Origin of the sequence: Mycoplasma sp. 332, assembly GCF_052378275.1 — a bacterium.
GTDB lineage: Bacteria > Bacillota_I > Bacilli_A > Mycoplasmatales > Metamycoplasmataceae > Metamycoplasma.
Genome location: NZ_CP198998.1, coordinates 517,713 through 544,677, shown reverse-complemented (window position 1 = coordinate 544,677; position 26,965 = coordinate 517,713). Strand labels below are relative to the sequence as shown.

General features: G+C 29.0%; 22 protein-coding genes, 1 tRNA gene and 1 pseudogene. 19 read left to right on the top strand and 5 right to left on the bottom strand.

Features of this window, described 5'->3' with window-relative positions; translation table 4 throughout:
• Positions 1-7 precede the first annotated feature (7 nt).
• The 14 genes from recA to ACT1UH_RS02250 all read left to right on the top strand — a co-directional run bounded on the left by recA (position 8) and on the right by ACT1UH_RS02250 (position 14,326).
• Complete coding sequence (gene recA, locus ACT1UH_RS02315) at positions 8-1,006, top strand: recombinase RecA (protein ID WP_438340389.1); 999 nt, start codon at positions 8-10, stop codon at positions 1,004-1,006.
• Positions 1,007-1,081: 75 nt separating this feature from the next.
• The gene (locus tag ACT1UH_RS02310; protein WP_438340388.1) at positions 1,082-1,888 is read left to right on the top strand and encodes a TIGR00282 family metallophosphoesterase; all 807 of its coding nucleotides are present in this window, start codon (positions 1,082-1,084) and stop codon (positions 1,886-1,888) included.
• Positions 1,888-2,319, top strand: a complete 432-nt coding sequence (locus tag ACT1UH_RS02305) for a transcription antitermination factor NusB (protein WP_438340387.1) — start codon at positions 1,888-1,890, stop codon at positions 2,317-2,319. The genes ACT1UH_RS02310 and ACT1UH_RS02305 overlap by 1 nt, the downstream gene beginning before the upstream one ends.
• A gap of 1 nt (position 2,320) precedes the next feature.
• Positions 2,321-3,067 carry a TlyA family RNA methyltransferase gene (locus ACT1UH_RS02300; protein ID WP_444704832.1) on the top strand — a complete coding sequence of 249 codons (747 nt, stop codon included), beginning with the start codon at positions 2,321-2,323 and terminating at the stop codon, positions 3,065-3,067.
• Entirely contained in the window at positions 3,060-4,235 is a 1,176-nt protein-coding gene (locus tag ACT1UH_RS02295) for an aminotransferase class V-fold PLP-dependent enzyme (protein WP_444704831.1), read from the top strand. The genes ACT1UH_RS02300 and ACT1UH_RS02295 overlap by 8 nt, the downstream gene beginning before the upstream one ends.
• Entirely contained in the window at positions 4,222-4,647 is a 426-nt protein-coding gene (locus tag ACT1UH_RS02290) for an iron-sulfur cluster assembly scaffold protein (RefSeq protein ID WP_444704830.1), read from the top strand. The genes ACT1UH_RS02295 and ACT1UH_RS02290 overlap by 14 nt, the downstream gene beginning before the upstream one ends.
• Positions 4,640-5,887, top strand: a complete 1,248-nt coding sequence (locus tag ACT1UH_RS02285) for a Y-family DNA polymerase (RefSeq protein WP_444704829.1) — start codon at positions 4,640-4,642, stop codon at positions 5,885-5,887. The genes ACT1UH_RS02290 and ACT1UH_RS02285 overlap by 8 nt, the downstream gene beginning before the upstream one ends.
• Positions 5,888-6,991 (top strand): nicotinate-nucleotide adenylyltransferase, encoded by a 1,104-nt coding sequence (locus ACT1UH_RS02280; RefSeq protein ID WP_444704828.1) that lies wholly within the window; start codon positions 5,888-5,890, stop codon positions 6,989-6,991.
• Between the two features lie 215 nt (positions 6,992-7,206).
• The gene (dnaK, locus tag ACT1UH_RS02275; protein ID WP_438340381.1) at positions 7,207-9,006 is read left to right on the top strand and encodes a molecular chaperone DnaK; all 1,800 of its coding nucleotides are present in this window, start codon (positions 7,207-7,209) and stop codon (positions 9,004-9,006) included.
• A 152-nt stretch (positions 9,007-9,158) separates the two neighbouring features.
• Positions 9,159-10,958 (top strand): ABC transporter permease, encoded by a 1,800-nt coding sequence (locus ACT1UH_RS02270; protein ID WP_444704827.1) that lies wholly within the window; start codon positions 9,159-9,161, stop codon positions 10,956-10,958.
• A gap of 2 nt (positions 10,959-10,960) precedes the next feature.
• On the top strand, positions 10,961-11,665 hold the full coding sequence (locus ACT1UH_RS02265; protein WP_438340379.1) for an ABC transporter ATP-binding protein: 705 nt from the start codon (positions 10,961-10,963) through the stop codon (positions 11,663-11,665).
• Positions 11,643-12,620, top strand: coding sequence for an aromatic motif membrane protein (locus ACT1UH_RS02260; RefSeq protein WP_444704826.1), 978 nt, complete (start codon positions 11,643-11,645; stop codon positions 12,618-12,620). The genes ACT1UH_RS02265 and ACT1UH_RS02260 overlap by 23 nt, the downstream gene beginning before the upstream one ends.
• On the top strand, positions 12,607-13,437 hold the full coding sequence (locus ACT1UH_RS02255) for an aromatic motif membrane protein (RefSeq protein WP_444704825.1): 831 nt from the start codon (positions 12,607-12,609) through the stop codon (positions 13,435-13,437). The genes ACT1UH_RS02260 and ACT1UH_RS02255 overlap by 14 nt, the downstream gene beginning before the upstream one ends.
• A 4-nt stretch (positions 13,438-13,441) precedes the next feature.
• Positions 13,442-14,326, top strand: coding sequence for an aromatic motif membrane protein (locus ACT1UH_RS02250; RefSeq protein WP_444704824.1), 885 nt, complete (start codon positions 13,442-13,444; stop codon positions 14,324-14,326).
• A gap of 56 nt (positions 14,327-14,382) precedes the next feature.
• On the opposite strand, the gene pepF is transcribed toward ACT1UH_RS02250, so the two are convergent.
• Both pepF and ACT1UH_RS02240 read right to left on the bottom strand, forming a co-directional pair.
• A complete protein-coding gene (pepF, locus tag ACT1UH_RS02245) occupies positions 14,383-16,215 on the bottom strand; it encodes an oligoendopeptidase F (RefSeq protein ID WP_438340375.1) in 1,833 nt (610 codons plus the stop codon).
• 52 nt (positions 16,216-16,267) lie between these two features.
• Positions 16,268-16,795, bottom strand: coding sequence for an adenine phosphoribosyltransferase (locus ACT1UH_RS02240; RefSeq protein ID WP_444704823.1), 528 nt, complete (start codon positions 16,793-16,795; stop codon positions 16,268-16,270).
• Positions 16,796-16,968: 173 nt separating this feature from the next.
• On the opposite strand from ACT1UH_RS02240, the gene ACT1UH_RS02235 reads away from it, so the two are divergent.
• From ACT1UH_RS02235 to ACT1UH_RS02225, 3 genes are all read left to right on the top strand, one after another.
• Positions 16,969-17,739, top strand: a complete 771-nt coding sequence (locus ACT1UH_RS02235) for a hypothetical protein (RefSeq protein ID WP_438340373.1) — start codon at positions 16,969-16,971, stop codon at positions 17,737-17,739.
• Positions 17,740-17,772: 33 nt separating this feature from the next.
• Entirely contained in the window at positions 17,773-19,515 is a 1,743-nt protein-coding gene (locus ACT1UH_RS02230; RefSeq protein ID WP_438340372.1) for an MATE family efflux transporter, read from the top strand.
• A 238-nt stretch (positions 19,516-19,753) separates the two neighbouring features.
• A tRNA-Ser gene (locus ACT1UH_RS02225) sits at positions 19,754-19,843 on the top strand.
• A 52-nt stretch (positions 19,844-19,895) separates the two neighbouring features.
• Here ACT1UH_RS02225 and ACT1UH_RS02220 read toward each other — a convergent pair.
• Positions 19,896-20,435: an isochorismatase family cysteine hydrolase gene (locus tag ACT1UH_RS02220; protein WP_444704822.1), complete on the bottom strand. Its 540-nt coding sequence runs from the start codon at positions 20,433-20,435 to the stop codon at positions 19,896-19,898.
• Positions 20,436-20,643: 208 nt separating this feature from the next.
• On the opposite strand from ACT1UH_RS02220, the gene ACT1UH_RS02215 reads away from it, so the two are divergent.
• Complete coding sequence (locus tag ACT1UH_RS02215; RefSeq protein WP_444704821.1) at positions 20,644-22,359, top strand: APC family permease; 1,716 nt, start codon at positions 20,644-20,646, stop codon at positions 22,357-22,359.
• A 178-nt stretch (positions 22,360-22,537) separates the two neighbouring features.
• Positions 22,538-25,396: a cation-translocating P-type ATPase gene (locus ACT1UH_RS02210; protein WP_444704820.1), complete on the top strand. Its 2,859-nt coding sequence runs from the start codon at positions 22,538-22,540 to the stop codon at positions 25,394-25,396.
• Between the two features lie 55 nt (positions 25,397-25,451).
• Here ACT1UH_RS02210 and ACT1UH_RS02205 read toward each other — a convergent pair whose 3' ends face one another.
• Together ACT1UH_RS02205 and ACT1UH_RS02200 are read right to left on the bottom strand one after the other, a co-directional pair.
• Positions 25,452-26,396: an IS3 family transposase gene (locus tag ACT1UH_RS02205; protein WP_444705178.1), complete on the bottom strand. Its 945-nt coding sequence runs from the start codon at positions 26,394-26,396 to the stop codon at positions 25,452-25,454.
• Positions 26,397-26,494: 98 nt separating this feature from the next.
• Positions 26,495-26,800: pseudogene (locus ACT1UH_RS02200) on the bottom strand (helix-turn-helix domain-containing protein); the annotation flags it as partial.
• Between the last annotated feature and the right edge of the window lie 165 nt (positions 26,801-26,965).

Below are 26,965 nucleotides of genomic sequence, written 5' to 3'. Positions count from 1 at the left end.
CAAAAATATGAATGAAACAAACATAAAAAAGGTTGTTAATATTGATCAAATTTTGAAGGAAATTGAAAAAGAATTCGGTAAGGAATCAATTATGTTATTAGGAGAAGAACCTAACATAATTCCAGAAACTTTTAGTTCCGGTTCTTTAAACATTGATAATATTCTTGGAATTGGTGGATGACCAAGAGGCAGAATTGTTGAGATATTTGGTCCTGAAAGCAGTGGAAAAACTACATTGGCATTACATGCAATTGCCGAAATTCATAAGAATGGCGGTATTGCTGCTTTTATTGATGCTGAACATTCTATTGACCCAATATATGCTAAAAACCTTGGCGTCGATATTAAAAATTTAATTCTAGCTCAACCAAATTCCGGTGAAGAGGCATTAGAAATAGCTGACAGATTAGCCAAAACCGGTGCAGTCGATTTGATTGTTATTGATTCAGTGGCCGCATTAGTTCCAGAAGTTGAACTAAATGGCGAAATGCGAGACCAAACAATTGGTGCTCAAGCTCGATTAATGTCGAAAGCATTAAGAAAAATTACCGGTACATTATCTAAAAATAAAACAACGATTATATTTCTTAATCAAATAAGGGAAAAAATTGGAGTATTGTTTGGCAATCCAGAAACTACAACTGGCGGTAAGGCGCTTAAGTTCTATTCCTCGATTAGGCTTGAGGTAAGAAAGTCACAAAATATAACTAGCAACGGTGATATAACGGGGAATCAAATTAAATGTAAGGTTGTTAAGAATAAATTAGCCCCACCATACAAAAGTGCACAAATTGAAATTGTATTTTCAAAAGGTGTATCAAGGGTTAATGAGATTATTCAATTAGCAGAGGAATTTATGATTATTTCTCGTAAAGGTTCATGATATAACTATAATGGCCAAAATATTGCCCAAGGTCAAATTAATTTATCGCTATTGTTACAAACAAATAATGAACTCTATAGTGAAATTTATAATCAGGTCATTGAAAAATTAAACAATGTCTAATGTTTATTAACAATGTGTTTACTTATAAAGACTTGTTTAACCTAAAAAACGTTAAATTATATATAATTTAAAACTATGAAAAAAGAGAATATAAACATTTTATTTCTTGGTGATATATTTGGAAACCCAGGTATTGATTTTGTTATAAAGAATTTAGACAAAATTATTAAAGACGAGAATATAGACTTTGTAATAGCACAATCTGAAAATGTTTCTGGTAGAAAAGGCTTTATTCCTGAACATTACTTTCAATTAAAAAATGCGGGGGTGAATGCCTTTACATTGGGTAACCACGTTTGAGCTAAACATGAAATAATGGATATAATTGATAATAACGACTTAATTAGACCTGTTAACATAGATCAAGGCTATCCAGGGTCAGGTATTAGACTATTTGATGTTAAAGGGAATAAAATTGCTGTTATATCATTTATGGGGATAACTTTTAACCCCCTATTGCAACCTTGGAAACAAGAGGTTGCAAATAACTTTTTTGATAAGTTTGATGAGGTATACAGCTTATATAAAGCTGATTATTATATAGTTGATTTTCATGCTGAAACGACATCAGAGAAATCAGTTTTTGGTTTGTATGTTGATGGAAAAGCTGACGCACTTATCGGTACCCACACACATATTCAAACAAATGATGCTAAAATTCTCCCACATGGAACATATTATTTAACTGACGCCGGAATGTGTGGCCCAAGGGATTGCGCTATTGGTTCTAATTTTGAAGAAGTTTATCAAAAAATGAGATATGATGCAAGATTGCCATTTAAAGTATCAAACAATAAGTGTCAGTTTAATGGTGTAGTTTTTACGCTAACTAAAAATAAAGATAAAAAAATGATTAAATTAATAAATTTCTTGGAGAAGTAATGAAAGAAAAAAAACAAATAAGCATGAAAGGTAATTTTCTAGTTAAAAAGTATAATTATCGAAAAAACATCATTTTTTATCTTTATCAATCAGAACTATTTAGTGTGCATTTAGATACGAGCGTTATTGTTAATAATCCCCTAAATGAAATAAATCCTTGTGAAATACAAGCGTTGCAAATAATAGAGTCAAAATATGAAACTTTAAAAAAAATTATTGAGAAGTTTATACTAGAAACATGGGAGTGAGAGCGAATTAGCCCATTAATTAGAGCAATATTAATATTTGGTGTTTATGAACTAACTTACAATGATAGTAGCGTAGTGATATATGAATTGGTTAATATTACTAAGCTTTTTTCACCTGGCAATGATTATAAATTTGTTAATAAAATTCTCGATAAAATTTCTAAACAAATAATTAATAAATAATATGAAAAAAACCTTGAAACAGTTAATAAAGGAAAAATTTTTATTGGATGAAAAAACCATTGATTCTTTAGCAATGCAAGGAAGGATAATTGTAAATAATGAAAAAGTTTTTTACCCAACATTAAGATTTAGTGATGATTGTGTTATTACCATTAAACAAAAAAAGGATAATTATGTTTCACGCGGGGCATACAAATTGAAAGAAGCAATTAAGGAATATGGTATTAACGTGGAGGATAAAGTTTGTTTAGATATTGGCTCTTCAACAGGTGGATTTGTTCAAGTATTATTAGAAAACAAAGCAAGAAAGGTTTATGCTCTTGATTCAGGCACAAACCAATTAGCTTTTTCTTTAAGAATAAATGATAAGGTCGTTGTATATGAAAAGACAAACCTTAAGGTAATAAATAATAATTTATTCGGTGAGGATATAAACTTAGTGACTTGTGATGTTTCTTTCATAAGTTTAAAATATGTTTTTGAGGTTTGCAATAAGACTTTTGGTAATGGTGTTTTATTAGTTGCTTTAATTAAACCTCAATTTGAAGCAAGCAGCAAATATGTTGAACCTGGTGGATATGTTCCTAAACAACATCATGAATATATAATTAATAAAGTGATTAATATAGCTAGGGAAAATAATTTTATATTACTAAAGCCCATTATTGAGAGCCCAATCCGTGGGGAGAAGTCAAAAAATATTGAATATCTTTCTTTTTTTGTTAAACAGGAGAAAAAAAATGACTAATGAACAAAGAGAAAAAATTTTTCCTATGTTTAAAAATAATCCTAATATTATCTATTTAGATAACGCTGCCTTAACATTTAAGCCTAATGTAGTGATAAAAAAAGGGATGGAATTTTATGAAAAGTATTCAATTTCAACTCGTACTGCTGATTCGAAACTAGGAATAAAATTAAACAGTGATCTACAAAGAATTAGACGTGATGTTGCTATGTTTATTAATGCTGATCCTGAAGAGATAATTTTTACTTCGGGTACAACTGAAAGTTTAAATTTGGTGGCGCAGATGCTTTCAAAGGTTGTAGAGAGTGGTGAAATATTATTTACTTATTTTAACCATTCTTCTGCAATTGTTCCCTTTCTTGAAAATTTTAGCATTAAAAATATAAGATTTAGATATTGTTTTGACGGTGAGGACATTATAAAATCTATTAATAAAAATACACGAATTATTGTTTTACCTCAATTAACAAATAATTTTCAAATAAATCTTGATATTAAGAAAATATACTCACTTTGTAGAGAAAATAACATTATTTTAATAAACGATGCAGCCCAAGCTATTGTACATAGTAGCGTTGATTTTCGCTATTGCGATGTTATTGCATTTTCTGGCAATAAATTATATGGTCCAACTGGGACTGGAATATTAGCTATAAAAAATAATATTTTAAAAAATCTTCGACCTTCAAAATGGGGTGGTGGTCAGGTGCAAAATATTTTAGAATCAAATAATTGAGTAATGAGAAATTCATCTTCTAAGTGAGAACCCGGCACACCAAATTTTGCTGGCATTATCCAATTAGGAAGGGCAATTGAGTTTTTTAAAAGTTTTAATGTTACAGAATTATTTAAATACGAGAAAGAAATTGCGATATATGCCTATGAGAAATTGCAAACTTTGCCTAATGTTTTAATTGATTCTAAAAAAGGCGATACGATAATTTTGTTCAATATTAGAGGCGTTCCGGCCCAGGATGTCGCATCATATCTAGGGAACAGAAATATTTATGTGAGATCTGGTGCTTTTTGCGCTTATAAATTTAAAGATACAAACAAATATTGTAGTTCATATGTAAGAATATCGTTAGCAATGTATAACAATAAAGGGGATATTGATAAATTAATTAAGGAATTAAAAAATGGGGGTAATTTTATTGAAATCATTTAGTACCCAAGAAAAACAACAAATAATATTTAATTCTTATTCTGAACCAAAGCACAGTTTATCTATTCCAAGAGGAAATGGTATAAAAGAACATTCAAGAGTTTGCGTTGATGATATAGAGCTAAATTTACTATTTGAAAATGATAAATTAATTGATGCAAAGTATTATGCAACCGGATGTGCTATCTTTATTTCAAGTGTGGAATTGATGATTGATCAAGTTTTAAATAAAGATAAGAGCGAAATTTTATGTATTCTGGAAGAGTACTTTAAATTAATTAACAGAGAAGAACAAATAGATATAAATATTGATTTAGGTAAATTGTTGGTATTTGAAAATGTTAAGGTTCATCTTAATCGTTTAGAATGTGCCTCAATAGTTTATCGCGCTTTTAAAAAAGGATTAAATGGCTAAGGTTATATTTCATATTGATATGGATGCATTCTTTGTAAGTTGTGAGAGATCAAAGAATGAAAATTTAAAAAACAAACCAGTGGTAATTGCTTTGAATTCAAGGAGAGCAATCATTTTTGCTATGTCTTATGAAGTAAAAAAACAAGGCTTTAAAAGTGGAGATCCCCTTTTTAAAGTAAGAGATAAGATTAAGGATTTAATTGTTATTTCACCTCATTATCAACTTTATTCTTTAATGTCTAAAAAAATTTTTAATTTTATAAAAACAAACTATTCTAATATGTTGGAAGTTTATTCAATTGATGAATGTTACTTAGATGTTACTAATAATATTAAAAAGAATGGCAATGCGATAGATTTTGCTAGAAAAATACAAAATGATATCCTTAATGTATTTGACATTCCCTGCTCAATAGGTATTTCTTATACAAAATTTTTAGCAAAAATGTCTACAAACAAGGCAAAACCATTTGGTATTTTGGAAACAAAAAAGGAAGATATTAAAAAACATTTTTATGATTTAGGTGTTGAAAAAATTTTTGGTATTGGTAAAGCTAATTCGAAAAAAATAATTAGCTATAACATTAAGACTTGAGCAGATTTAGTAAATTGTGATAATGATATTTTTTTAAGAAGCGTTTTTGGCAAAAATTATTTTAAACTTGTTGAAAATTTAAAGGGAATTAATACAGGGATTGATCATATATTTTATAGCGATGCTAAAAGTATAAGTAATAGCAAAACATTTATTACTGACGACTCTAGTGATAGACTTTTTTTACTTAATGAATTAAAGAAAATTACTCAAAATGTATGTCTTAGAGCGAGTGACGCAAATTTAGAGGCTAAACAAGTTTCTGTTATGCTAAGACGTCAAAATAAGATATGGATTTCAAAAAACAAAAGTATTTCAACTTGAACTAGCAACTTTGATTTGATATGAAAAAATGTTGAATTGATTTTTGATTCTTTGTGAGATGAAGAGCCACTTCGTGGTTTGGGGGTAAGTATTGGTAATTTAAGGACAATTTTTAATTCTGATTCTTCATTTGATATACTTTCTAGCGATTCAAAAAATATGGTTGAAAAAATAATTAATGAACAAAATTTTATAAATGGTAATAATTTATTAAAAACTTTATATCAATATAGCATGGAAAAAAATATCAATACAGACAATATAAAATTTCTAAGAAAGAATTCAAAGACAAAAAACAAGAGAATTAGTTTGGAGGATTAAATGAAAATAGGAATATATGGTGGTAGTTTTAATCCAATTCATAAAGGCCATATTAGCTTAGCAAAATTCGCAATAAATGAGCTTTCATTAGATAGGTTATATTTTGTGCCCACTAATAAAAACCCCTTTAAGAATAGTAGTGAGTATGTTGCTAATAACCATCGCATTAATATGATCAATATGGTCTTGGAAGATAAAATGTTTTTGTCTGAGTTTGAAACCAATAGAAAATGTAATTCATACACAATTGATACAATAAATTATTTTAGAAGCAAATTCCCTAATGATGAACTTTATTTATTTATTGGCACCGATAATGTACCCATGTTAAATAAATGAAAAAAAATTGATGAGATTGCTAATAAAGTAAAAATTTGTGCATTTAACCGCGGTAATAAGTTTTCAAAAGTTAATGCGAAGAAATTTAATGTAAGAATTTTGAACAATACTATTTATAATTTTTCTTCAACAAAATATAGAAAAGGTGATTTTTCGCAAGTAGAAGATAGAGTACAAAAATACATCGGTGAAAATTTTTTATATTTTGAGGAAATTGCTAAAAATCTAATCTTTGATATTAAAGATAAAGAAAAGCAATTTAGATATTTTCACTTAAAATGGACGGCAGAATTTGCTATAAAGCTTGCAAAATTAAATAATTATAAAATAAAAAATGCTTACCAAGCGGGTTATGCTCATGATATAACCAAGAATTGGAATGAACAAGATGCATATGATTTTTTGGAAAAATACGGATTTAGTCGAACAAATTTGGAGCCATATAAATTGCATCAAACCACAGCTTTTTTTTGGTTAAGAGATGTTTATAAATATAATAATCCGGAAGTTCTCTCAGCAATTAAAAAGCATACTTCATTAGATATAGAATTATCGTTGCTTGATAAGATTCTTTATGTTGCTGATAAGATAAGTCAGGGCCGTAGATGAGAAGGAATAGAAAAAATAAGACAACTAAGCTTTCAAAATTTTGATAAAGCATTTTCATATATTGTTTCAAGGTGTGCAAAATATGAATCTGATGTTAGAGGCCATTGCTTCAGCGAGGAGCAAAAAGAAATATATAAAAAATGAGGCGAAAATTAAAACCTCATTTTTTTTATATATCCAAGGTTTTTAGAGATAACAAATCAATTAGCAATAATTCGCTAATCAATGAAATTTAATAATAAAAATAAAAATTAGCACTCATTTTATTAAAGTGCTAAAAAATATGGTACAATTATTTTATAAATTATTGAAAGATGATTTAAATATGTAAAAAATCTTAATCTTAAATTTTAAAAAAGGAGATAAAGAATATGACAAAAGAAGTTATTTTAGGAATTGACCTTGGTACAACTAACTCTGTGGTTTCGATTGTTGAAAACGGAACTCCTAAGGTTTTAGAAAATCCAAATGGTAAGAGAACTACCCCATCTGTTGTTGCCTTTAAAAACGGCGAAACAATAATTGGTGAGAGTGCAAAAAGACAATTAGAGACAAATCCAGATAGTATTGCCTCAATTAAAAGATTAATGGGTGGTTCAAAAACTGTTAAAGCAAATCAAAAAGATTATAAACCTGAGGAAATTAGTGCCTTAATTCTTTCATATATGAAAGAATATGCGCAAAAGAAAATTGGGAGCGCAGTTAAAAAAGCAGTTATTACAGTTCCAGCGTATTTTGATAATGCGCAACGTGAAGCAACTAAAAATGCCGGTATTATTGCAGGTCTAGATGTTGTTAGAATTATCAACGAACCAACTGCAGCAGCATTAGCATTTGGGTTAGATAAGTCAAAGGATGAAAATCACAAAATATTAGTATTTGATCTTGGGGGCGGTACTTTTGACGTTTCTATTCTTGAAATGGAAAATGGAACATTTGAAGTGTTATCAACCTCTGGCGATAATCATTTAGGTGGTGACGATTGAGACCACAAAATTGTTGATTGACTAATTAAAGAAATAAGCAATAAGTATAAATACGATGCTAGAAATGATAAGATGGCAATGGCTAGATTGAAAGAAGAAGCAGAAAGAGCAAAAATTTCACTTTCAGAATCATTGGTTGCAAACATTTCACTTCCATTTTTAGCTATGAATGAAAATGGTCCAATTAATGTTGAATTAGAGCTAAAAAGATCAGAATTTGAGGCAATGACTTCGGACTTATTAGAAAAAACTAAAAAGCCATTGCTTGATGCATTAAATGAAGCAAAATTAAATTGAAATGACATTACCGAAGTTTTATTGGTCGGTGGTTCAACAAGAATGCCAGCTGTTCAAAAAATAGTTTCTGATATTACTGGCAAAAAACCAAATAATTCAATTAATCCTGATGAGGTAGTTAGTGTTGGTGCTGCTATTCAGGGTGCAGTTCTTGCTGGCGATATTCAAGATGTTCTATTGCTTGATGTTACTCCGTTGACCCTAGGTATTGTTGTTGAGGGAGATATTGTCGCACCCTTAATCCCAAGAAATACTACTATTCCTGTAACAAGAAGTCAAATCTTTTCAACTGCCGCAGATAATCAAACCTCTGTATCGATTGTTGTTACACAAGGTGAAAGACAAATGGCACAAGATAATAAATTTTTGGGAAGATTTGATCTTAGCGGAATAAGCCCTGCACCAAGAGGAGTACCACAAATTGAAGTAAGTTTTTCAATTGATGTTAATGGTATTACCAAGGTTACAGCCAAAGATAAAAAGACAAATCAAGAACAAAGCATTACTATTCAAAATACATCTTCATTATCGAAGGAAGATGTTGAAAAAATGGTGCAAGAAGCCGAACTTAATAGAGAAGCTGATCAGAAAAAACGTCGCGAAATTGAATTGACTGTTAGAGCAGAACAATTAATTCATCAAATTGACAAAACTCTTGAATCAGAAGAAGCTAAAAAAATAGAGGAATCACAACTTTCTGAAATTAAAAAGGTTAAGGAAGATATCCAAAAAGAATTGAATGATAAAAATTATGATGAATTAGAAAAGAAAATAAATGATTTTGAACAAAAAATGTCTCAAGCTATGGAGTTCATAAAGAAACAACAACAGCAACAACAACAAAATACGACCCCACAAACAGATGAGAATAATACTGAAATGAACTAATTTATAATATATTAAAAACCACTTATTAGTGGTTTTTTGTTTACATTTTTGTTTAAAAAATTGCATTAAAAATATAATTATAATTATAAAAAATATGTATTATTACTAATTTAATATATAATTATATATTATAAATTTGAAAGGTCTAAAAAATGAAAACTTCAGCATTTAAATATTCGAAATTTGCATTTAATACTGTTTTTAAGAAGAAAAGTTCGATTATCATTCCTGCTATAACTTTAATTTTTTCATTTATAGTTGGTTTTGTATTTAAATTTGTGATTAGCGAAAAATATTTGACGCTTGCTTCATATCTTTATATTTTTTCTGTTCTTATAGTAACTGTATTATTTGCATCTATTAAGGCGCTAAATATTTTTAAAGATTTCGAACAGGAAGGATTAGAGCTTGTTAGCATTGCTAAACCGATCTCAAGAAAAGGGTTGGTTTTAGGTAAATTATTATCATTAATATACTTCGGTTTATTATGATCAACAGTTCTTTTTATTTCTTCATTATTGTCAACATACGCATTATATTCAGGAGCAAATCTGTTTTTATATTCGCTATTATTTTTTGTTATCTCCTTAGCATCTTACTTAATGATTGCTTTAATTACAGCGCTAATAGGATATAAGCTAAGCCAAAAAATTGCTATTACATTGCCTTTGGTGTTTTTTATTCCATTAGCTCTTGGTGGTTCTTTATTGTCAGCTAACGCAACAACAAACGTTAATAACGCTGCTTACTTTATTAATAAGAAATATCCATATCACTTTTCTGGCAATGAAGCAAATGTTGAACCATATTTTATAAACAATAATAAGGATGAGTTGTTAATTATTCCCAACGGATCTCAAAATAAGCAATTTTCAAACGAGCAAGTTTCATATCTTAGAGAGGTAATGAAACTTGCTAATAATTCATCGAGTGAGTGGCAATTTTATTCATGATTATCTATTCCATATCAATTACTAGATATTTTTAATACTAAAAACCAAAATGTTTTTGAGTCAATTAGCAAAACTAAATACTCAAATCAAGATAATTATATTTATTATAACAATCTAGATAGCATTTTATATAAATATAAGTTAGACGAAAATCCTAAATTGCCTAAATTTACGGCTACATCCAAAGAAGGTAATATTGAAAAGTATATTGTTCCAGGGTTGTTAAAATCTAATTCAGTTATACCTAATACTATTAATACTGATATTATTTATGCGAGAGAGGGAGCATCCAGCGTTAATATTTCATTCCCTGAGGATAACTCACAATTTTCTGCCGAAAACAATATTGTAGGGAGATTAAAATGACAATATGTTTATGAAGCATTAAATGATAAAATTTTTAACAATATAGCTAAAAGATTTGTTGATGATTTTATAAAGAATAAAACATCTGAAAATGTTATTGATTTGCATAATGAATTAACAAAAGGTATTTCTACTTTTATAAATAATTTAGAAAGTCCAATTAATCAATATTTGAATTCAAATGTTACAATATTCAACGAAAACGCTGTTAAAGAAAAGAAATTGCAATCAGAAATAGAGAGAAAAATATATTTAGGCGTTGCATTACTAAACTATATATATTTTAATTACCAAAATAATAAAATTTTTGAAGCAGTTATAAAAAATCCAAAAAGTTCAAGTTCATATGGCGATAATCAAATTGAATTAAAAATAGCTGGTTTCAATTATTACATCGGAGGATATGCAGGGTTTGAAAAGAGACTTTTTGTTAAGAATGAAAAAGTTTTAATTAGATACGAGTTAACAACAAGTCCTACAAACTATCTTTTCCAATCTGCGGACAAAGTGTTTGCTATAAATCGTGAAAAACAAATTGTTAATAAAAATGTTTACTTTATTTTATGAGCAATTTTGATTGGTGTATTATTTGCTTCAGTTTTTGCTTTATACAAGAGAAAGGATTACAAGTAATTATGGAAAATATTCTAGAAATCATTAATCTAAAAAAAATCTTTCCAAAAACTGATCGCGGAATTAAATCAATTAATTTTGCTATAAAGCATGGTGCATTTCATGCCTTTATCGGAGAAAACGGTGCCGGTAAAACAACAACAATAAAAACAATTATTGGCGCATATGCAAATTATGAGGGTGATATTTTAATAAATAATATTAATATTAAAAAAGCAGAAGCACGTTCAATTATTGGATATGTTCCAGAAGTTGCTGAATTTCCGAAAGAATTAACCGTTTTTGATTATCTTTACAATCTTTCAATACTATCGAATATCAAAAAAACTGATGCTATTAATGAAATTAAAAACTACCTTAAATTTTTTAATATAGAACAGTTATTATATGAAAGACCTTATACATTTTCTTCTGGACAAAAAAAGAAGATTTTATTAATTCAAGCACTATTGCATAAGCCCAAACTATTAATTCTCGATGAACCAGCAGCTAATTTGGACCCGACAGCTAGATTTGAACTTTTTTCATTGTTAAAAGATATTAATGAAAATGAAAAAATTACAATTTTAATTAGTTCCCATGTTTTGGCTGAAATCGATAAATATGTTAACTCTGTAACCCTAATACATAATGGCAATATCTTATATACCGGAATTAAAAAAGAACCATTAGAAAAACTATTTTATGAAAAAGTTATATCTAACTAGCTTGGTTTTGCCGATATTACCGCTTTGTGCTATTAGCTGTGCTAACATAAATAATATTAAAGATACTTCTATCGATTTTCCTAAAAAACAAAGAAAAGAATATTATAGAAATGAATCAATTAGTTTATTGCTTGATTTCTTTGCTAAAAATAATCTTAATGAAAAAAATATTTACATTTTTCAACAAGAAAATAAATCAGATTCTAAATTTAACGAATTAAAATATGCTTTTGTTTATGATCCCGTATTTATTCAAAATAGCGTTCATAAAAACCAAGATTATCGCCCTTTGGCGTTGACTTCAATGCAGGTTATTAAAAATACATTATCGAATGATTGATATTGAACGTTGAATAATTTATCTAAATTTAAGTACATTTTTAATCCTTATGGCGATAGATATAAAACTTTTGCCAAAGAGCAAGAATACTTTAATGAGGTTAGAAAAAAATTTAATTCTCTTTCTATTAGCGTGCGAGATAATACACCTAAAAAATTGATTAAAATGCCTTTTAAGGATATACCTGAACTTAAAAAATATAATGTCTTCACAGACAAGGAAATTGTTTATCTTTTATTTGATAATAACAAGGTAATTAAGATTTGGAAATTTATAGATAAGGGAATTCCTAAACTTTTGATAGTTCCAGACATTCTTATTTTTAAAAATGAAATGAATATTGAAGATCAACTAAAACAACTAGAAGAAAAAATTTTTGAGAAGCGTGTTAAAACTTTCAAATCGAATTTAGAATCAGCAAAAGAAGATGCCGAACTAGAAAATGAGCCATTTGATGAAAAAACTTTTATTAAGCCATACATTGATGAAAAATATATTGAATTTCACGCAATATATCAATATAATGATGATCTAGCTGATGTTTTAAATGAAATAAATAAAGAAGAACTTAAAATATTTAAATTTACTATGAGGTTTATCGATGAAAAAAATTAATAAGATTATTTTATCTACTTCATTTATTTCAGTCTTACCTTTATCATATGGGCTAGTTTCATGTATTAATAATGAGCCAAGCACTCAATTAAGAAATAATATCCCTAAAGGTTTTGAATATATTCCTAATATTGAAAATCCTGATGAAGAGAGAACCAGCTTATTGATAAAGCAGTTAATAGACCTAAGATTTAAAGGCGATGAAGTAGCAAAAACAAATTTTCTTGAGTCTCAAAAAGATGAGAAGAAACTTTTTGATGAAGCAAAAAAAATAACCAAAAAGTTTACCAATGAAAATAATGAGGAAAACATTGAAAATTTAAGGGATTTTTATTCTAAAAATTGACTATTTGTTATAAAAAACATTAAAAGATTTACATGAACTTTTTTGGATTGATGAAAATTTCCGGATTTTGGTCAAGTTAAGCATAGCGATGAATTTATAGCAGCTTTAAAAAACCACGCAGAAAAATTTGAACCAAATGATGCAAATTTTATTGATAACAACTGGGATCAATTGAGGGAAGGAGATGAATCTCCTGAATCCAAAGATGATATTTTTTATCTTAAGAAAAACAAGTTCTTATTAAGAATTTTGATTTCTAAAAATAAAAGTGATAAAAGTTTTTTGACTTTTGATAGAATGATTTATTTTCCTAAATCAATATCTTCGAAGATATCAATTAAGTTAGTTTCAGATGCTGTTCACAATGCGATTATTCATCATAACAAACGTGGATTTGATGCTTTTGAGAATGTTGTTGTTAAGAACTATAATTTTCCAGCACTTGGTTTATTAATATTGAAGGACATATAATATTATGAAGCGAAAAAAAATAATTCTTTCTGGCTTAGCTCTTGCTACATTATTTGCACCAATTGCTGTTATATCATGCCAAAATACGAGTCAGCAAAATAACAAATCTAAATTATCCCCCATAGCTGTTAATGATGAAAAAGAGAAAAAATGAGATGTTTTTTTGAAATATGAATATGTTAATTCACTTCTTGATTTAGCCTTTAAAAACAACGCTGATAAAAATGCCTATATACAAAAACAAAAAAGGATAAATGATAACTATTTAACCGAGATTAAAGATTATTTGCTTTATGCAAATAATGTTATTGCATTTTTTAAATCAAATGATAATTTTAATTCAAAGAATAAGGTCATTGCTTTGGAAAAATATCGCCCTGAATTAGCTAAACTTTTTAAAGATAATTGATTATGGTTTTTGTTTAATCTTGATCGATTTACGTTTGCTCTTTATGAAGCTTTTAATCAATTTAAAGGTATTACTGACATTTTAAGTAAAGAGCTTCAAAAAAACAGTTTGGATCTAGGGTCATTTAATCGTCCTAAAACAAATGAAATGCTTCAATATGTTATTGAAGAAAGTTCACAAAATAATAAAGATTCCTATGATGTTTATTTATTAACTAAGCAAGGTATTATTCTTGAATTATCGATTACTAAAAAATCTGACGGAAATTCAGAAGTCTCAATTTTTACATATTCTCATATTTATCCGGCTTTGTTTCAAAATGAAGCTATTTTAAAGAAATTTGATCTTGCAAAATATGTAAGAGCCTTGAGATTATACAAAACAAGCGCCGATAAGGCTTATATAAAAACTTTATTCGATGAAGAATTTGGCGGCGAACCGCTTAGATTCACAATTGTCTATGTTGATGATTCAAAATAAAAATAAATATTTATTTTAAAAACTAAAACTCACAAAATTAATTGTGAGTTTTTTATTTATTTATTTTTTGTAAAAATTTTGTTTCCTAATTTTATATACTCATTAACCTTGTCATCAAGAATTTCGAAAGCCATATTATAAATTTCTTTTGAATATACATCGACACCAGCGTCCCTTAAGACATTAACCGGTCAATCTTTATCCCCTGCTGATAGAAAGTTGTTAACATAATTTTCTAATGCGCTTTTTCCTTCGACTTTATATTTTTGAAAGAAGAAGTTTGCTACAATGTAACCGAGTGCATATTTATAAACATAAAAATATGAAAAGAAATGCGGCACCATAACGCTATGAATATTTATTGGATTGCCAATTTTTACTTCATTTTCACTTATTTGATATTTTTTTGATACATCAACATAAATTTTTTCAATAGCTTCATATGAATTAAGAGGTTCATTATTATCAATGCGATTATATAACTCATATTCAAAATTAGACCAATGTGTTTGTCTTAATACTGTGACGACAAAGTCATTAATACTTTCATTAAGTAAAAAGAATTTTTCTTCATCTGTTTTTGCTTTTGAAATTAAATAATCATTTAGTAATAACTCATTAAATATTGAAGCTATTTCGGCTATGAATATAGTGTATTGGCTTCGATATACACTTTGGTTTTTATTTGAAAAATATGAATGCATTGAGTGTCCCATTTCATGGCATAAGGTGTTCACAGAGTTGAATGTATTATCTCAGTTCATTAAAATATAAAGCTTATTAATTCCATGCGTTGAACCAATTGAATATGCTCCCGATCTTTTTGAGGGAACATTTATATAATCTATTCATCTTTCTTTGATAGCTCTATCAACTATTTTTGGGTATTCATATGGCATTACCGAGGTTATGTCTTTTAATATTTTTTGGCCATCCTTAATTGAATATGAATTCTTGATTTTTATCAAATCAAGTGAAGTATCTCATAATTCCATTTTTTTATTGAATTTAGCTTCAAAGAATTTAGCATGCGCATTATGATATTTTTTAAATATATCTATATTTGAAATTACGCTTTCATAAATAATTTCAAGCAATTTTTTGTCAACATGGTCATTCATTAAAATTGAATCAAGCGTTGAAGGATATTTTCGATGTAGGGCATTAACCGATAACTCCTTGATATATTGATATAACATTTTGGCTAAAATTTGTTTATGTTTTAAATAACCATTCAAATAGTTAAAATAGCTTTCTTTTCTTACTCGTTCATCAGCGTGTTTTCTAAATGATTGCATGCTTGCTCTTGTAATTTCATGTTTTTTGCCATGTCTATCGTGTGCATAGCCAAATGTAATTTCACTATCGGTTAAAACACCAAACAATTCAGTTACATCTGGATGACCAGAGATTGTATCATTTAAATATGTTTCAATCTTATCATCCAATTTATGATCTAGTTCAAGCAATATTGCCTCAAGATCTTTTTTTACTTCCTTTAATTCTGGTTTATTTAGCCATTCCTTAATTTTTTGTTTATGTCGATCAATACGATTAATTTCTGAGCCCAATCTTTTTGCGTATTTGGCATTTGTTGCTTCAAAAGTTGCTATCATCTCATTGATTTTAGGATCAATAATGTTTATATTTAATTTATTCGATAGATAATTTTCAATTTTATTACTCAACAAAATGAATTCCTCATTTAGTTTTATTGAAGCAACAAAATTATCAAAATTATCATATTTTGAATCTTTTATTTCTATTTGTTTCTCAAACAAGGCAAAATATTCATCAAAAAGTTGCTGATATGTTTTATTACCTAAAATATCTTCCAGGTCAAAGCGATATTCTGACTCAATTTCTTCATATTTACTATATTTTTTCATTAATACCTCCTCGATAAAATTAAATTATACAAAAAATAAGTTCTAGCAGAACTTACTTATTATTATCTTTATCTATAAAAATTAAGCTATCAATTTCACAGTTCAATCTTTTTCTTGCATTAAAACCGTCAAGTTCCATTAGCACAATAATTTTTAGGATTTCAACTCCTTGATCTTTTAACAATTTTGTTATTGCTTCTAAGGTTCCTCCGGTAGCTAGAACATCGTCAATAATAACTGCTTTTTGTCCCGGTTTTACTAATCCCTTTTGAATTTCCAGGATTGAGCGCCCATACTCTAAACCATAAGCACAACTAATAACTTCGCCAGGCAGTTTCCCCTTTTTTCTTACCATAATAAAAGGTTTAGATAATTTAGCGGCTACAGGAGTGCCAAAAAGGAATCCTCTAGCGTCTGGTCCGACGATAATGTCTGCATCTTTAGCTAATTCTGACATAGTATTAATTGTGTAATTTAGGGCATTACCGTTAGCCAAAAGAAGAGATATATCCTTAAATTTAACACCTGGTTCAGGAAAGTTTTCAACTGTTCTAATATATTTTTTTAATTCCATAGCCATAATATTATATTACAAATTTACTTATAAAATAAGTAGTTACAAAAATTAAAATTTGGAAGTAATTGTATTTTTTATAAAAACATTTTTAAAAAATATACTTAATTTTAAATCAAAAATATTGTCAAATGTTTCTTAGAACCTTCGATTCTGATAAAAGTGCTATAATTCTAATTATGAATAGTAAATATGTATATATTGATTTTGAAGCGATATCAAATCCTTTTGCAAGATTATTAGCAATTCCAGTTAATACTCCCTTTGCTTATACAGTGGGTGCTTTAAATCAAAATGGAAAATTCGAAACAAGAACATTTATTATTGATTTTTTAAAAATTAAATCAATAAAAGGCATTTGATCAACATTGAAGCAAAATATAATAAAACATATATACGATATTAATTCAAAAATTGATATTAATGAAATTACATTTATAGGACATAACCCAACATTAGAAAAACAAATATTAATAAAATTGTTTCCAAAAAATTTGGTTAATCCATTATTAGATCCCTCATGTCCTGTTTTATCTTTATCTAAACTCACAGGGCCAAAATTTAGTAAGGAATATTTTCCTAATATAAAGAAGGCTATTAATCAGTCTGACGTTATATCATTAAAAAAACGAACTGCAGGTCGAAACGGTGCAATTGCTGCTTTTGTAGGCTTTTGGTTGTATGTTAATTCAGTTTCACATTTAAGAGCCAATGATAAAAGAAAGAAATATATGCTCAATCTTAATAAAAATTTAGTTATTAAGGAACTTAGACATTATTCAGGTGATGATGTTAATAAAATGATATTTTTAGCTTCTGACCCAGAAAGAACAGATTTGTTAATAAAAAGATATTTATATAAAAAAGATTTTTTAAAGTTAATAAAAAATATTGATTTTGATGATAATTTGACACTAAAAGAAATTAAGGAGAAGATTTGAATTCTTTAATTTAAATTTTAAATATTTTAGAAAGGAGTAATTATGTCATCTAATGTTTTAAAGAAAGAAAAAAAGCATTATTTGAGAAGATTGCTGCCTCAATCTAAGCATGATTTAAAGCTCTATTTTTCAAAAACATGGCCAATAATTATTGGTGAAATTTTGTTTTGCTTAAATGGTTTTTTAGATAACTTTATGGTAAGCCACATCCCTTCGGGAATTGATGCCTTAACTTACGCCAATACTTACACTGGAATTATATATACAATATTTTTTGCTATACAAGGTATTGCAGGTATGTTTGTTGGCCAATATTATGGTAGAAAAGACTTTGATAAGGTTAAACAAATTATGAACCTTAGAATATGGATGTATTTATTTATAAGTATTTTGCTTGCTGTGGCTTCTTGAAGTCAGCCGACTGCATTGATACATCTTATTGGCGGTGCCAAGATTAAGGGTGCAGCTCTAAATGAAGCAAGAATGTATTTAATGCTTATTGCAATTTCGTGAGTTTTGACATCCTTTAACTTTAACACGAATATGCAACTCAATGAAACTGGCCATTCAAATCTAGCTTTTATTTCAGCATGTCTAACTCTTGCTACAAATGCTACAATAAATTCTATTTTGTTGTATGCATTTAAGGGTCATGCTTATTATGCGGCTTTTGGTTCTATTGTTAGTGGATTGGTATGTTTGTTGTCAGATTCCTTATTAACTTACTATAAGGATAGACCAATATTTATTAACATTTTCAAAATTCACTATATAACTAGGCCGATTGCAAAGCAAATATTAAAACGCATACCTGCTATGTTAATAACAATTGTTGCAATGGTTATTCTACCTATTAGAATGATCATTTGGGCTAGAGCCTTTCCGGATGATTTGGCAAACGGTTCCGGAATCGGGGAAAAGTGAATGGGAATTAACGCAGTTACAATTTTAGGTTTAGTTGAGAGTCTCTCATCAATAACATCGGCCATTACCTCTGCCTGTTCATCTAATGTTTCATATTTTGTCGCTGGTAATCTAGGTAAAAATAATTTTGAAGAGGCAAAAAAACACGGTTATGCTCTAAGGGGTTTTCATACTATTTCAGGTTTTTGTATGTCATTGATTATGTTAGGCGTTATTTTTGGTATTGCCTATTCACCTGCTACATCAAAAGGGACGCAGGAATCTATTTCGCATAATATTGAGTTTTATTTAAGATCAAGTGACCCAAAGTTAATACAATCAGTGTTTGATGTTCAACTAAAATCTGGAGTAATTGATCCGCAAATAATTAATAAGGTAACTCAAATGCTTAAAGATGTTAGAAATGGACAATCAGATTTCGGCAATAGGGAGATTATTGAATTTCTTAGATTGCCCGTTGTTTTGGAATGAATAAGTCTAATGAAAGCTCAGGTTGCATCAACATTTACTAGAATATTTTTGCTTACATCATTAACATTTTTATTTATTAATCCTATTTGGTGTTGGTTCTATACAGCTGCTGCATTGCCAGGGGCTGGCGGAAGGAATATTGTTGGTTCATTAACTATGTTATCTGCGCATTGATTATCATTTATGTGATTAATAATCCTAACATTTGTAATCATTATACCGCTACGAAATAATCATACAAGCTCTTTGAGCCTCGAATTGTCATATTTTCTATATTTTTCAATTGATTTCGTTAGATGAGGGATATTTGAAATTGTAGCAGCTAAGGTTAATTGATTAAGAAATGTGACTGAAGAGAACCAACATAAGAAACCAAAAACAATTTCGTAAGTTAGCATAATTAATATAATTCTTCATTGCTATAAAAAAATATTTGGCGGTTAGTATCAATACTAATCTAATTTAAATTATTTGCGCAGCTAAGAATTCGGGCACTTTTGATAATAATATTAGAATTTTTTAAATAAACAAGTTACGAAAGTAATATGTTTGGTAAGAAGTATATAAAGATAAAATTAAAATAAAATGCTTAAATAGTTTTTTGTTTATAATTTATATTGTTAAAAAAGGGCAATTACCCAAGCGGCCGAAGGGGACAGTCTCGAAAATTGTTAGGAGTTAATAGCTCGCAAGGGTTCAAATCCCTTATTGCCCGCCATATTATTTTAAAAATGAAATATCCAAAAAAGTAGGCATCTCAAAGGCCTACTTTATTTAATTTTTATACCACTGTTTTTCATTAATTCAAGTGCAAAATCATGATATGTTTTTCTACTATGATTTTCATTTTCAAATGTATCAACAAGTTCTTTATAAATGATAATTTCCTTATCTAAACCCTTAAAATTAAGATATGTTTTCAAGGTAAGGGCAAATTGCAATATGCAAATATCAGTGCAACATCCTAGGATTTCAAATACATCATATTTATAAATTAAGTCAATCAAACCTGATTTAACAAAGGCAAAAAAAGCGTTGGTTGAGTTTTTTTTAATAACATTGGTTACATATGGTTTTAGTTCGTCTACTATTTCAGCTTCTCATGTTTCTTCTAAACAATGTAAAGGGTATGATTGCATTTCTACGTCATTTTCCTTGTGTGAGTCGCAAACAAATAACATTTTTTCATTTTTATTTTTAAATAAATACTTTTCAATCTTTGGGATTAGATTATTGATATGAATGCTTGCCATTTTCCCTTTGTTACAAAAACCGTTTAGCATATCAATTACAAAAATTATTTTATTCATTATACCCTCTTAATATTAATTTTATAGAATCAATGTATTAAGCTCTTCTATTAAAAAGACCTTGCTATCGTGAATTATTTTAACATTTTTTAAAAAACAATATAATATTAATTTGGATACATCTTTTGTGGGACATAGAGACATATAAATGTTGGTGTATCTAAAGTTCGAATTTTATTTATTTTTTAATTTATATGAAAGGAAATATATGATGGCCGAAGAACAAATGGTTGTTACTTCTGACACAAAGAAAAAAATAAGTTTCTTTGCAGCAATCATGGTCGTACTTGGTGGTTCGATTGGTGTTGGTATCTTCTTAAGATCTAAAGCAGTTCTAGAATACTCTGCCGGAAATATCGCTCTATCATTAGCGACATGATTAATTGCCGGTTTTGCTGTTGTTACTTTAGCTCTTGCTTTAGTTGAAGTAGCGTCAGGTCGTAATGACAACTTAGGTATGATTGGTTGATCTAAGGCGTTTAACACGCTAGCCATATATAAGGCTAATAAGTTCTTTATGACTTACTTATATCTACCATTTACATACTTCTTTATGCCTTATTATGTAATACTTCAATTCCAAGACGCAGCTTCTGGATTTGGATTAACTCCAAACTTTGGTGGATCACATGCTGCTCCATGAATTTACTTCGTTATTGGACTAGTATTAACAATATGAATGCTATTTTCAGCTGGTTTAAGTGGTCGTGCTGGAAACATTCAAAACTTAATAATAACATCAGTTAAGTTTATCCCATTAGTAGCTATCGTAATTGTTGGATTTATCTTCCTAGGATTACGTGTAAAAGAAGGAAATGCAGATATCTGAACCCCTATTACTAAGGAAACATTATTTAACAAAGATTCTACAAACTTCTTAAAATTAACTCCAGTTCTAGGTATATTTGGATCAATTGCAGGTATCTTCTTTGCATTTGATGGTTTCTATGTTTCTGCTGGTATTCAATCAGAAATGAAGAATCCTGAAAAAACTCCTGCAGCTTTAGTTATTGGTCTATTATCAATGACTGGTATTTACATTGTTATTGCTGCAGCTATGTCACTTGGTGCTAAGTCAGGTGGTTTCTATGACTTTGGTGATTTATTAGCAGGAAAAGGTCATGGTTGAGCATTTGGTCTAATTAATGTATTTATTGCTATTGGTGTTATAGGTATTCTAAATGGATTCTCATTATGAGCAACTCGTTTCGTAGAAGACTTAATTAAAGAAGGGGAAATTTATGTTCCTGCTTCAGTATACAGATATATGAAAAACAGTAAAATGCCAATCGTTGGAACTCTATTCTGTTTATTATTATCTCTACCATTTATGGTTGTATTTACAGCAATTGGATCGTATGCATATATCGACATCACTGGTTATGGAACAGGATACGGATACGACATTGGTACATTATTGTCATTCTCAGACTTAATGGCTAACTGAATGGCTGTATTTGCATTTATGTTTATTGCATTAGCAGTTGTTGGTGCTCTTGAAAACAGAAAGAAAAACTTTATTGCTGTTCAAAAGAACAAACACACAGTATGAGCAGGTATTATTGCTGTTGTTATGGTTATAACAACATTAGTATTCTACATGTTAGATCCATTTGTTTCACTTGGATTGACACTTGCTAAATACTTCACAGCTCAAGGATCTGATAAGGCAAACTTTGTTTCTGACTTAGTTGGATATGGTGCAACATCAGCGTTATTTGTTCTATATATGGTAATTTTCTTTGCTTCAACACCTATTGAAAAACAATTAGCTCTATGAAGAAGAGAAAAATTATCAAAAATTCTTGCTGGTCAATACTGCGAATGTGAAGCAGAATATTACTGCCCATGCAGATTAGAATTAGCTAAAGAAGCAAATGAATTAAATAATTTAGTTATTAATACATTTGAAACAGCTCGTTAATTCCAAAAAAATAAAAACTAGCACTTATTTTAAAGTGCTGGTTTTTATATTTTTGTATTTTATTAAAACGGATTCATTATTTTTTTTACTCCCCTTAAAAACTATAAAAATAATGTAAAATTTTAAAAATATATCAATAAAATTATTTCCACTGTTTTGTAAAATAAAAAGGTAACTTATGAAAAAAGAAAAGATCGAAAAATACCCAGAAATTAATGATGATATGTTAGATACTAGGATAAAAGAAGGGTTAACTTCAGCCGAAGCTGCTCATCGCCAGGAAATATTTGGTTTAAATGAATTAAAAAAAACAAAGAAAATAAATCCTTTTTTTACATATTTAACTCAATTTAAAGATATCCTTGTAATTATTTTGTTGTTTGCTGCATTGTTATCATATATTTTTGCAATTATTAGCGCATCTAATAGGCAATGAAACTTTAATACAGAATTAGTTGTTGAATTTATTGAGCCATCAATTATATTGTTTGTAGTCTTAACAAATTCTCTTGTTGGTGCAATTCAGGAAATAAAAAGTGCAAAGGCTGTTGATGCATTAAGTAAATTAAATCCCTTGCAGGCCAAAGTTATCCGTGATGGTATATTGATTTCAATAGATTCAAAAGATGTTACAATTGGAGATGTTATATTGCTAGAAGCTGGCGATGTGGTGCCTGCTGATGGTTATTTATTATTTTCTTCGAATTTATCGTCAATCGAATCCTCGCTGACGGGCGAAAGTGAACCGGCAATAAAAGATTATAATTTCAAGAGGAATTTAGATTTACCTTTAGCTGATCGTAAATTTATGTTATATTCATCTTCAATTATTGCTAGCGGAACTGGTTATTATGTCGTTAGTGCCATTGGACAACAAACCGAGCTTGGTAAAATTTCATCACTTGTAAGTAATCAAAAAGAGGCTATGAGTCCGCTACAAATTAAAATTAACAAATTAGGAAAAATATTTGGATATGTAGGACTTGGATTATTTTTATGTAGCATGCTAGCACAAATTTTGTTTGCTGTCTCAAGCCCTTCTTTGTATAAGGAAATGACCTTTTGAAGTACAGTTATTGTTAACGGAGTTTCGCTAGCCGTCGCCGCCATTCCTGAAGGTTTAATTGCATTTACTTCAATTATTTTGGCAATAGGAGTTCAAAGAATGGCTAAGAAACAAGCAATTGTCAAGGATTTGATGGCAGTTGAATCTCTTGGCAGCTGTGCAGTTATTTGCTCTGATAAAACAGGTACTTTAACTCAAAATAAAATGACAATTGTTGACATTTTTAGCTCAGATAATAAAAAACTCAGTGATACATCGATGAATGAAAAATATCTAAAAATTATTGAGTACGGTTCACTTTGTTCAGAGGCAAATTTATCACTAGATAATGGAGAATTTAAGGTTGTTGGCGATCCTACAGAGTCATCGTTTTTATATGAATTATATAAGCATTCAAAATTTATGACCAAGGCTAAACTTGAATCACAATACAAGCGTATTCATGTTTGACCATTTGATTCTGATCGTAAATTGATGACTACTATCAATAAGATTGGCGATAAATATATAGTTATCGTTAAAGGTGCACCTGATGTTTTAGTTAATAGAACATTAACAACTATTTATGAAAAAAATAGCATTTTTCATATTAATAATCAATGGTCAAATGAGTCATACCGAGTATTAGCGGTTGCATCTAAAGAAATAACTAAATCAACTTTAGAGGAATTGCTAGCTAAGAATAATAGTGATCAACTTGATTTTCTAGAGAATAATTTACATTTCGAAGGTTTAGTTGCTATGATTGATCCTCCTAGAGAAGAGGCAAGAGACGCAATTTCAATTTGTCGTCAAGCTGGTATCAAACCAGTAATGATTACTGGTGATAATATAAATACAGCCATTTCAATTGCTAAAAAATTAAATATTTTTAATGAAGGCGATCTAGCAATAACTGGCATAGATTTAGATAAAATTAGCGATCAAGAATTAAGCCAAAATATTGAGAAATACTCAGTTTATGCTCGCGTTAAACCAGAAGATAAACTTAGAATTGTAAATGCTTGACAAAAAAGAAATCAAGTTGTAGCAATGACCGGCGATGGAGTCAATGATGCTCCTGCCTTAAAGGCATCTGATATTGGCTGTGCGATGGGCATTACTGGTACAGAAGCCTCAAAGCAAGCAGCCAATATGATACTAGCTGATGATAATTTTACGACAATTGTTTCAGCAGTAAAAAACGGTCGTTCAATATATCAAAAAATAAAAAATGTAATTCAGAATTTGCTAATTACTTCTGTTGCTGAAATTATATTAGTTTTTCTTGGATTGTTGATATTTAAGGCTGTATTTCATAATTGAGATGTTTTGAAGAATAAAGAAATATATATTTTATCAGCAACACAACTTTTATGAATTAACTTATTTACCCATGGTTTTCCGGCCATCGCTTTAGGACTACAAGATACAAAAGAGGATTATATGAATCGACGTCCTCTTTCAAAATATGAGTCAATATTTGCTAATAAAATGGGTATAAATATTTTATGGCAGGGCATCTTAATAGGTATTATATCAATGATTGGCTATTATTTGGGTGCTTTATGGGCTTATAATCAGGGTCTTGGGCCTGATCAAATAATTAGTGCCGCTTCAACTATTGCCTTTTTAATTCTTGGTATTACGTCAGCTTTTAACTCCGTTAATTTAATGTCTAAAAAACCAATAATTCTTTCAAATCCACTATATTATTGAAAGGTTTATACATCTGTTATCTTCTCATTGTCATTTTTATTGCTTGTTGCCCTTGTTCAAAAAATAACAATAGCATTTAAGGGATATGAGGATATTTCATCATCACCGACATTGCTTGCTTATGGGCTTGGCCTTCCATTAATTATTATTCCTATTTATTTTGTTCATAAGGTCATATTATTGTTAATTGAAAAAAGAAGAAGTAAAAATAACTCTATTGTGAATTTCGAAATGATATTAACTCCGAAAGAAAGAAAACAAGCTAAAAAATAAGCTTTAATTATCAAAAAATGGTATGTACCCAGAATCCTGGACACATATTTATTAACTAGGCAACACAAATGGATGTTTTCCTGTATTTTACAGGAGGCATCCATTTTGTTTTTGCCTGAATTCTTTTATTGTTATAATAATCCATATATTCATCTACAGCTTTTGAAAAAGATTGGAAAGATTCAAAGTCTTTTTCAAAAGCATAATACATCTCATTTTTCATTCTGCCAAAGAAAGTCTCCATAATACAATTGTCATAACAGTTTCCCTTTCTAGACATTGATTGAATAATCCCTTTTTCTTTTAATCTGTTTCTATAATAAGCATGTTGATACTGTCACCCTTGATCAGAGTTAAATATTAAGCCTTCTACATTTGAGAACTTATCAAATGCATTGTCCAACATTCTCTTCACCTGTTCTAAGTTTGGATGTAATGCTAAGTTATATGACACAACTTCATTTGTATGCATATCTAATATAGGAGACAAGTAACATTTACCCCATGAGAAGTTAAATTGTGATACATCTATAGTCCATTTCTGCAAAGGCGCAGTTGTACGAAAGTCTCTGTCTATTGCATTATCAACAATCTTTCCAACTTCTCCCATGTAAGAATGATACTTCTCTTTTGGTCGCTTTCCTAATAGAGATGCTTTATGCATAAGACGTTGAACTCTTTTATGATTAACCTGATAACCTCTTTTTAAAAGTTCCTGGTGAATACGCCTTACCCCATATCTTCCTTTATGTTCATTAAAGATATCTTTGATTTCATTTAATAATTCTTCGTTTCTTAATTCTATAACATCTACCTTATTTATCTCAAAGTAATAAGTTGATTTTGCCATTCGGGTAGCTTTAAGAAGATGTTTTAATTGATATCCTTTTTCACGGAGTTCTTTGATGAGTGCTGATTTTTCGCCTTGAGTAGTGCAGCTTTCATTTCTTCTCTCAAGGCGATCTCTTTTTTTATTACTTCGTTTTCTGCCTTGATATATTCATTTTCTGCTCTTAAACGAATTAATTCTTCGTATTCGGATTCTTCAAGTTTTATGCGATTGTTATGATTAATCTTTTTCATATCTGGATTCCTTGATTTATGCCCTTTCTTTTTATCGATAAGACCATTATATCCATAAATTTCATATTTGCGAACCCATTGATATAGAATTCCTTCACTTATTCCTGCATTAATCGCAACAGAACTAATCGAATTTCCTGCAAGCACTCGAGATACTAACTCATGCTTTTCTTCTGAAGACCAAGCTTTATTTTGTAATTTGTGCTTTAATGCTTCAGGTCCACGTGCATCTTCGATTCTGACCCATTTTCGAACTGTGTCTCTAAATAATTTTTTTGAAAAACCATCAGGCGTGTCTGGGGATATATCTTGTCGATACATTTCAACACACTTTCTTTTAAATTCGTAATCATAGCGCATAAAAATAACCCTCCTTACTGGTTTTTATTTGTCCAGTAAAGAGGGTACATATCAAAAGTCATTTTTTTGCGTACTATATATATAATTATCATATAAGATCCACCCGTAAATAAACTTATGGTTTAA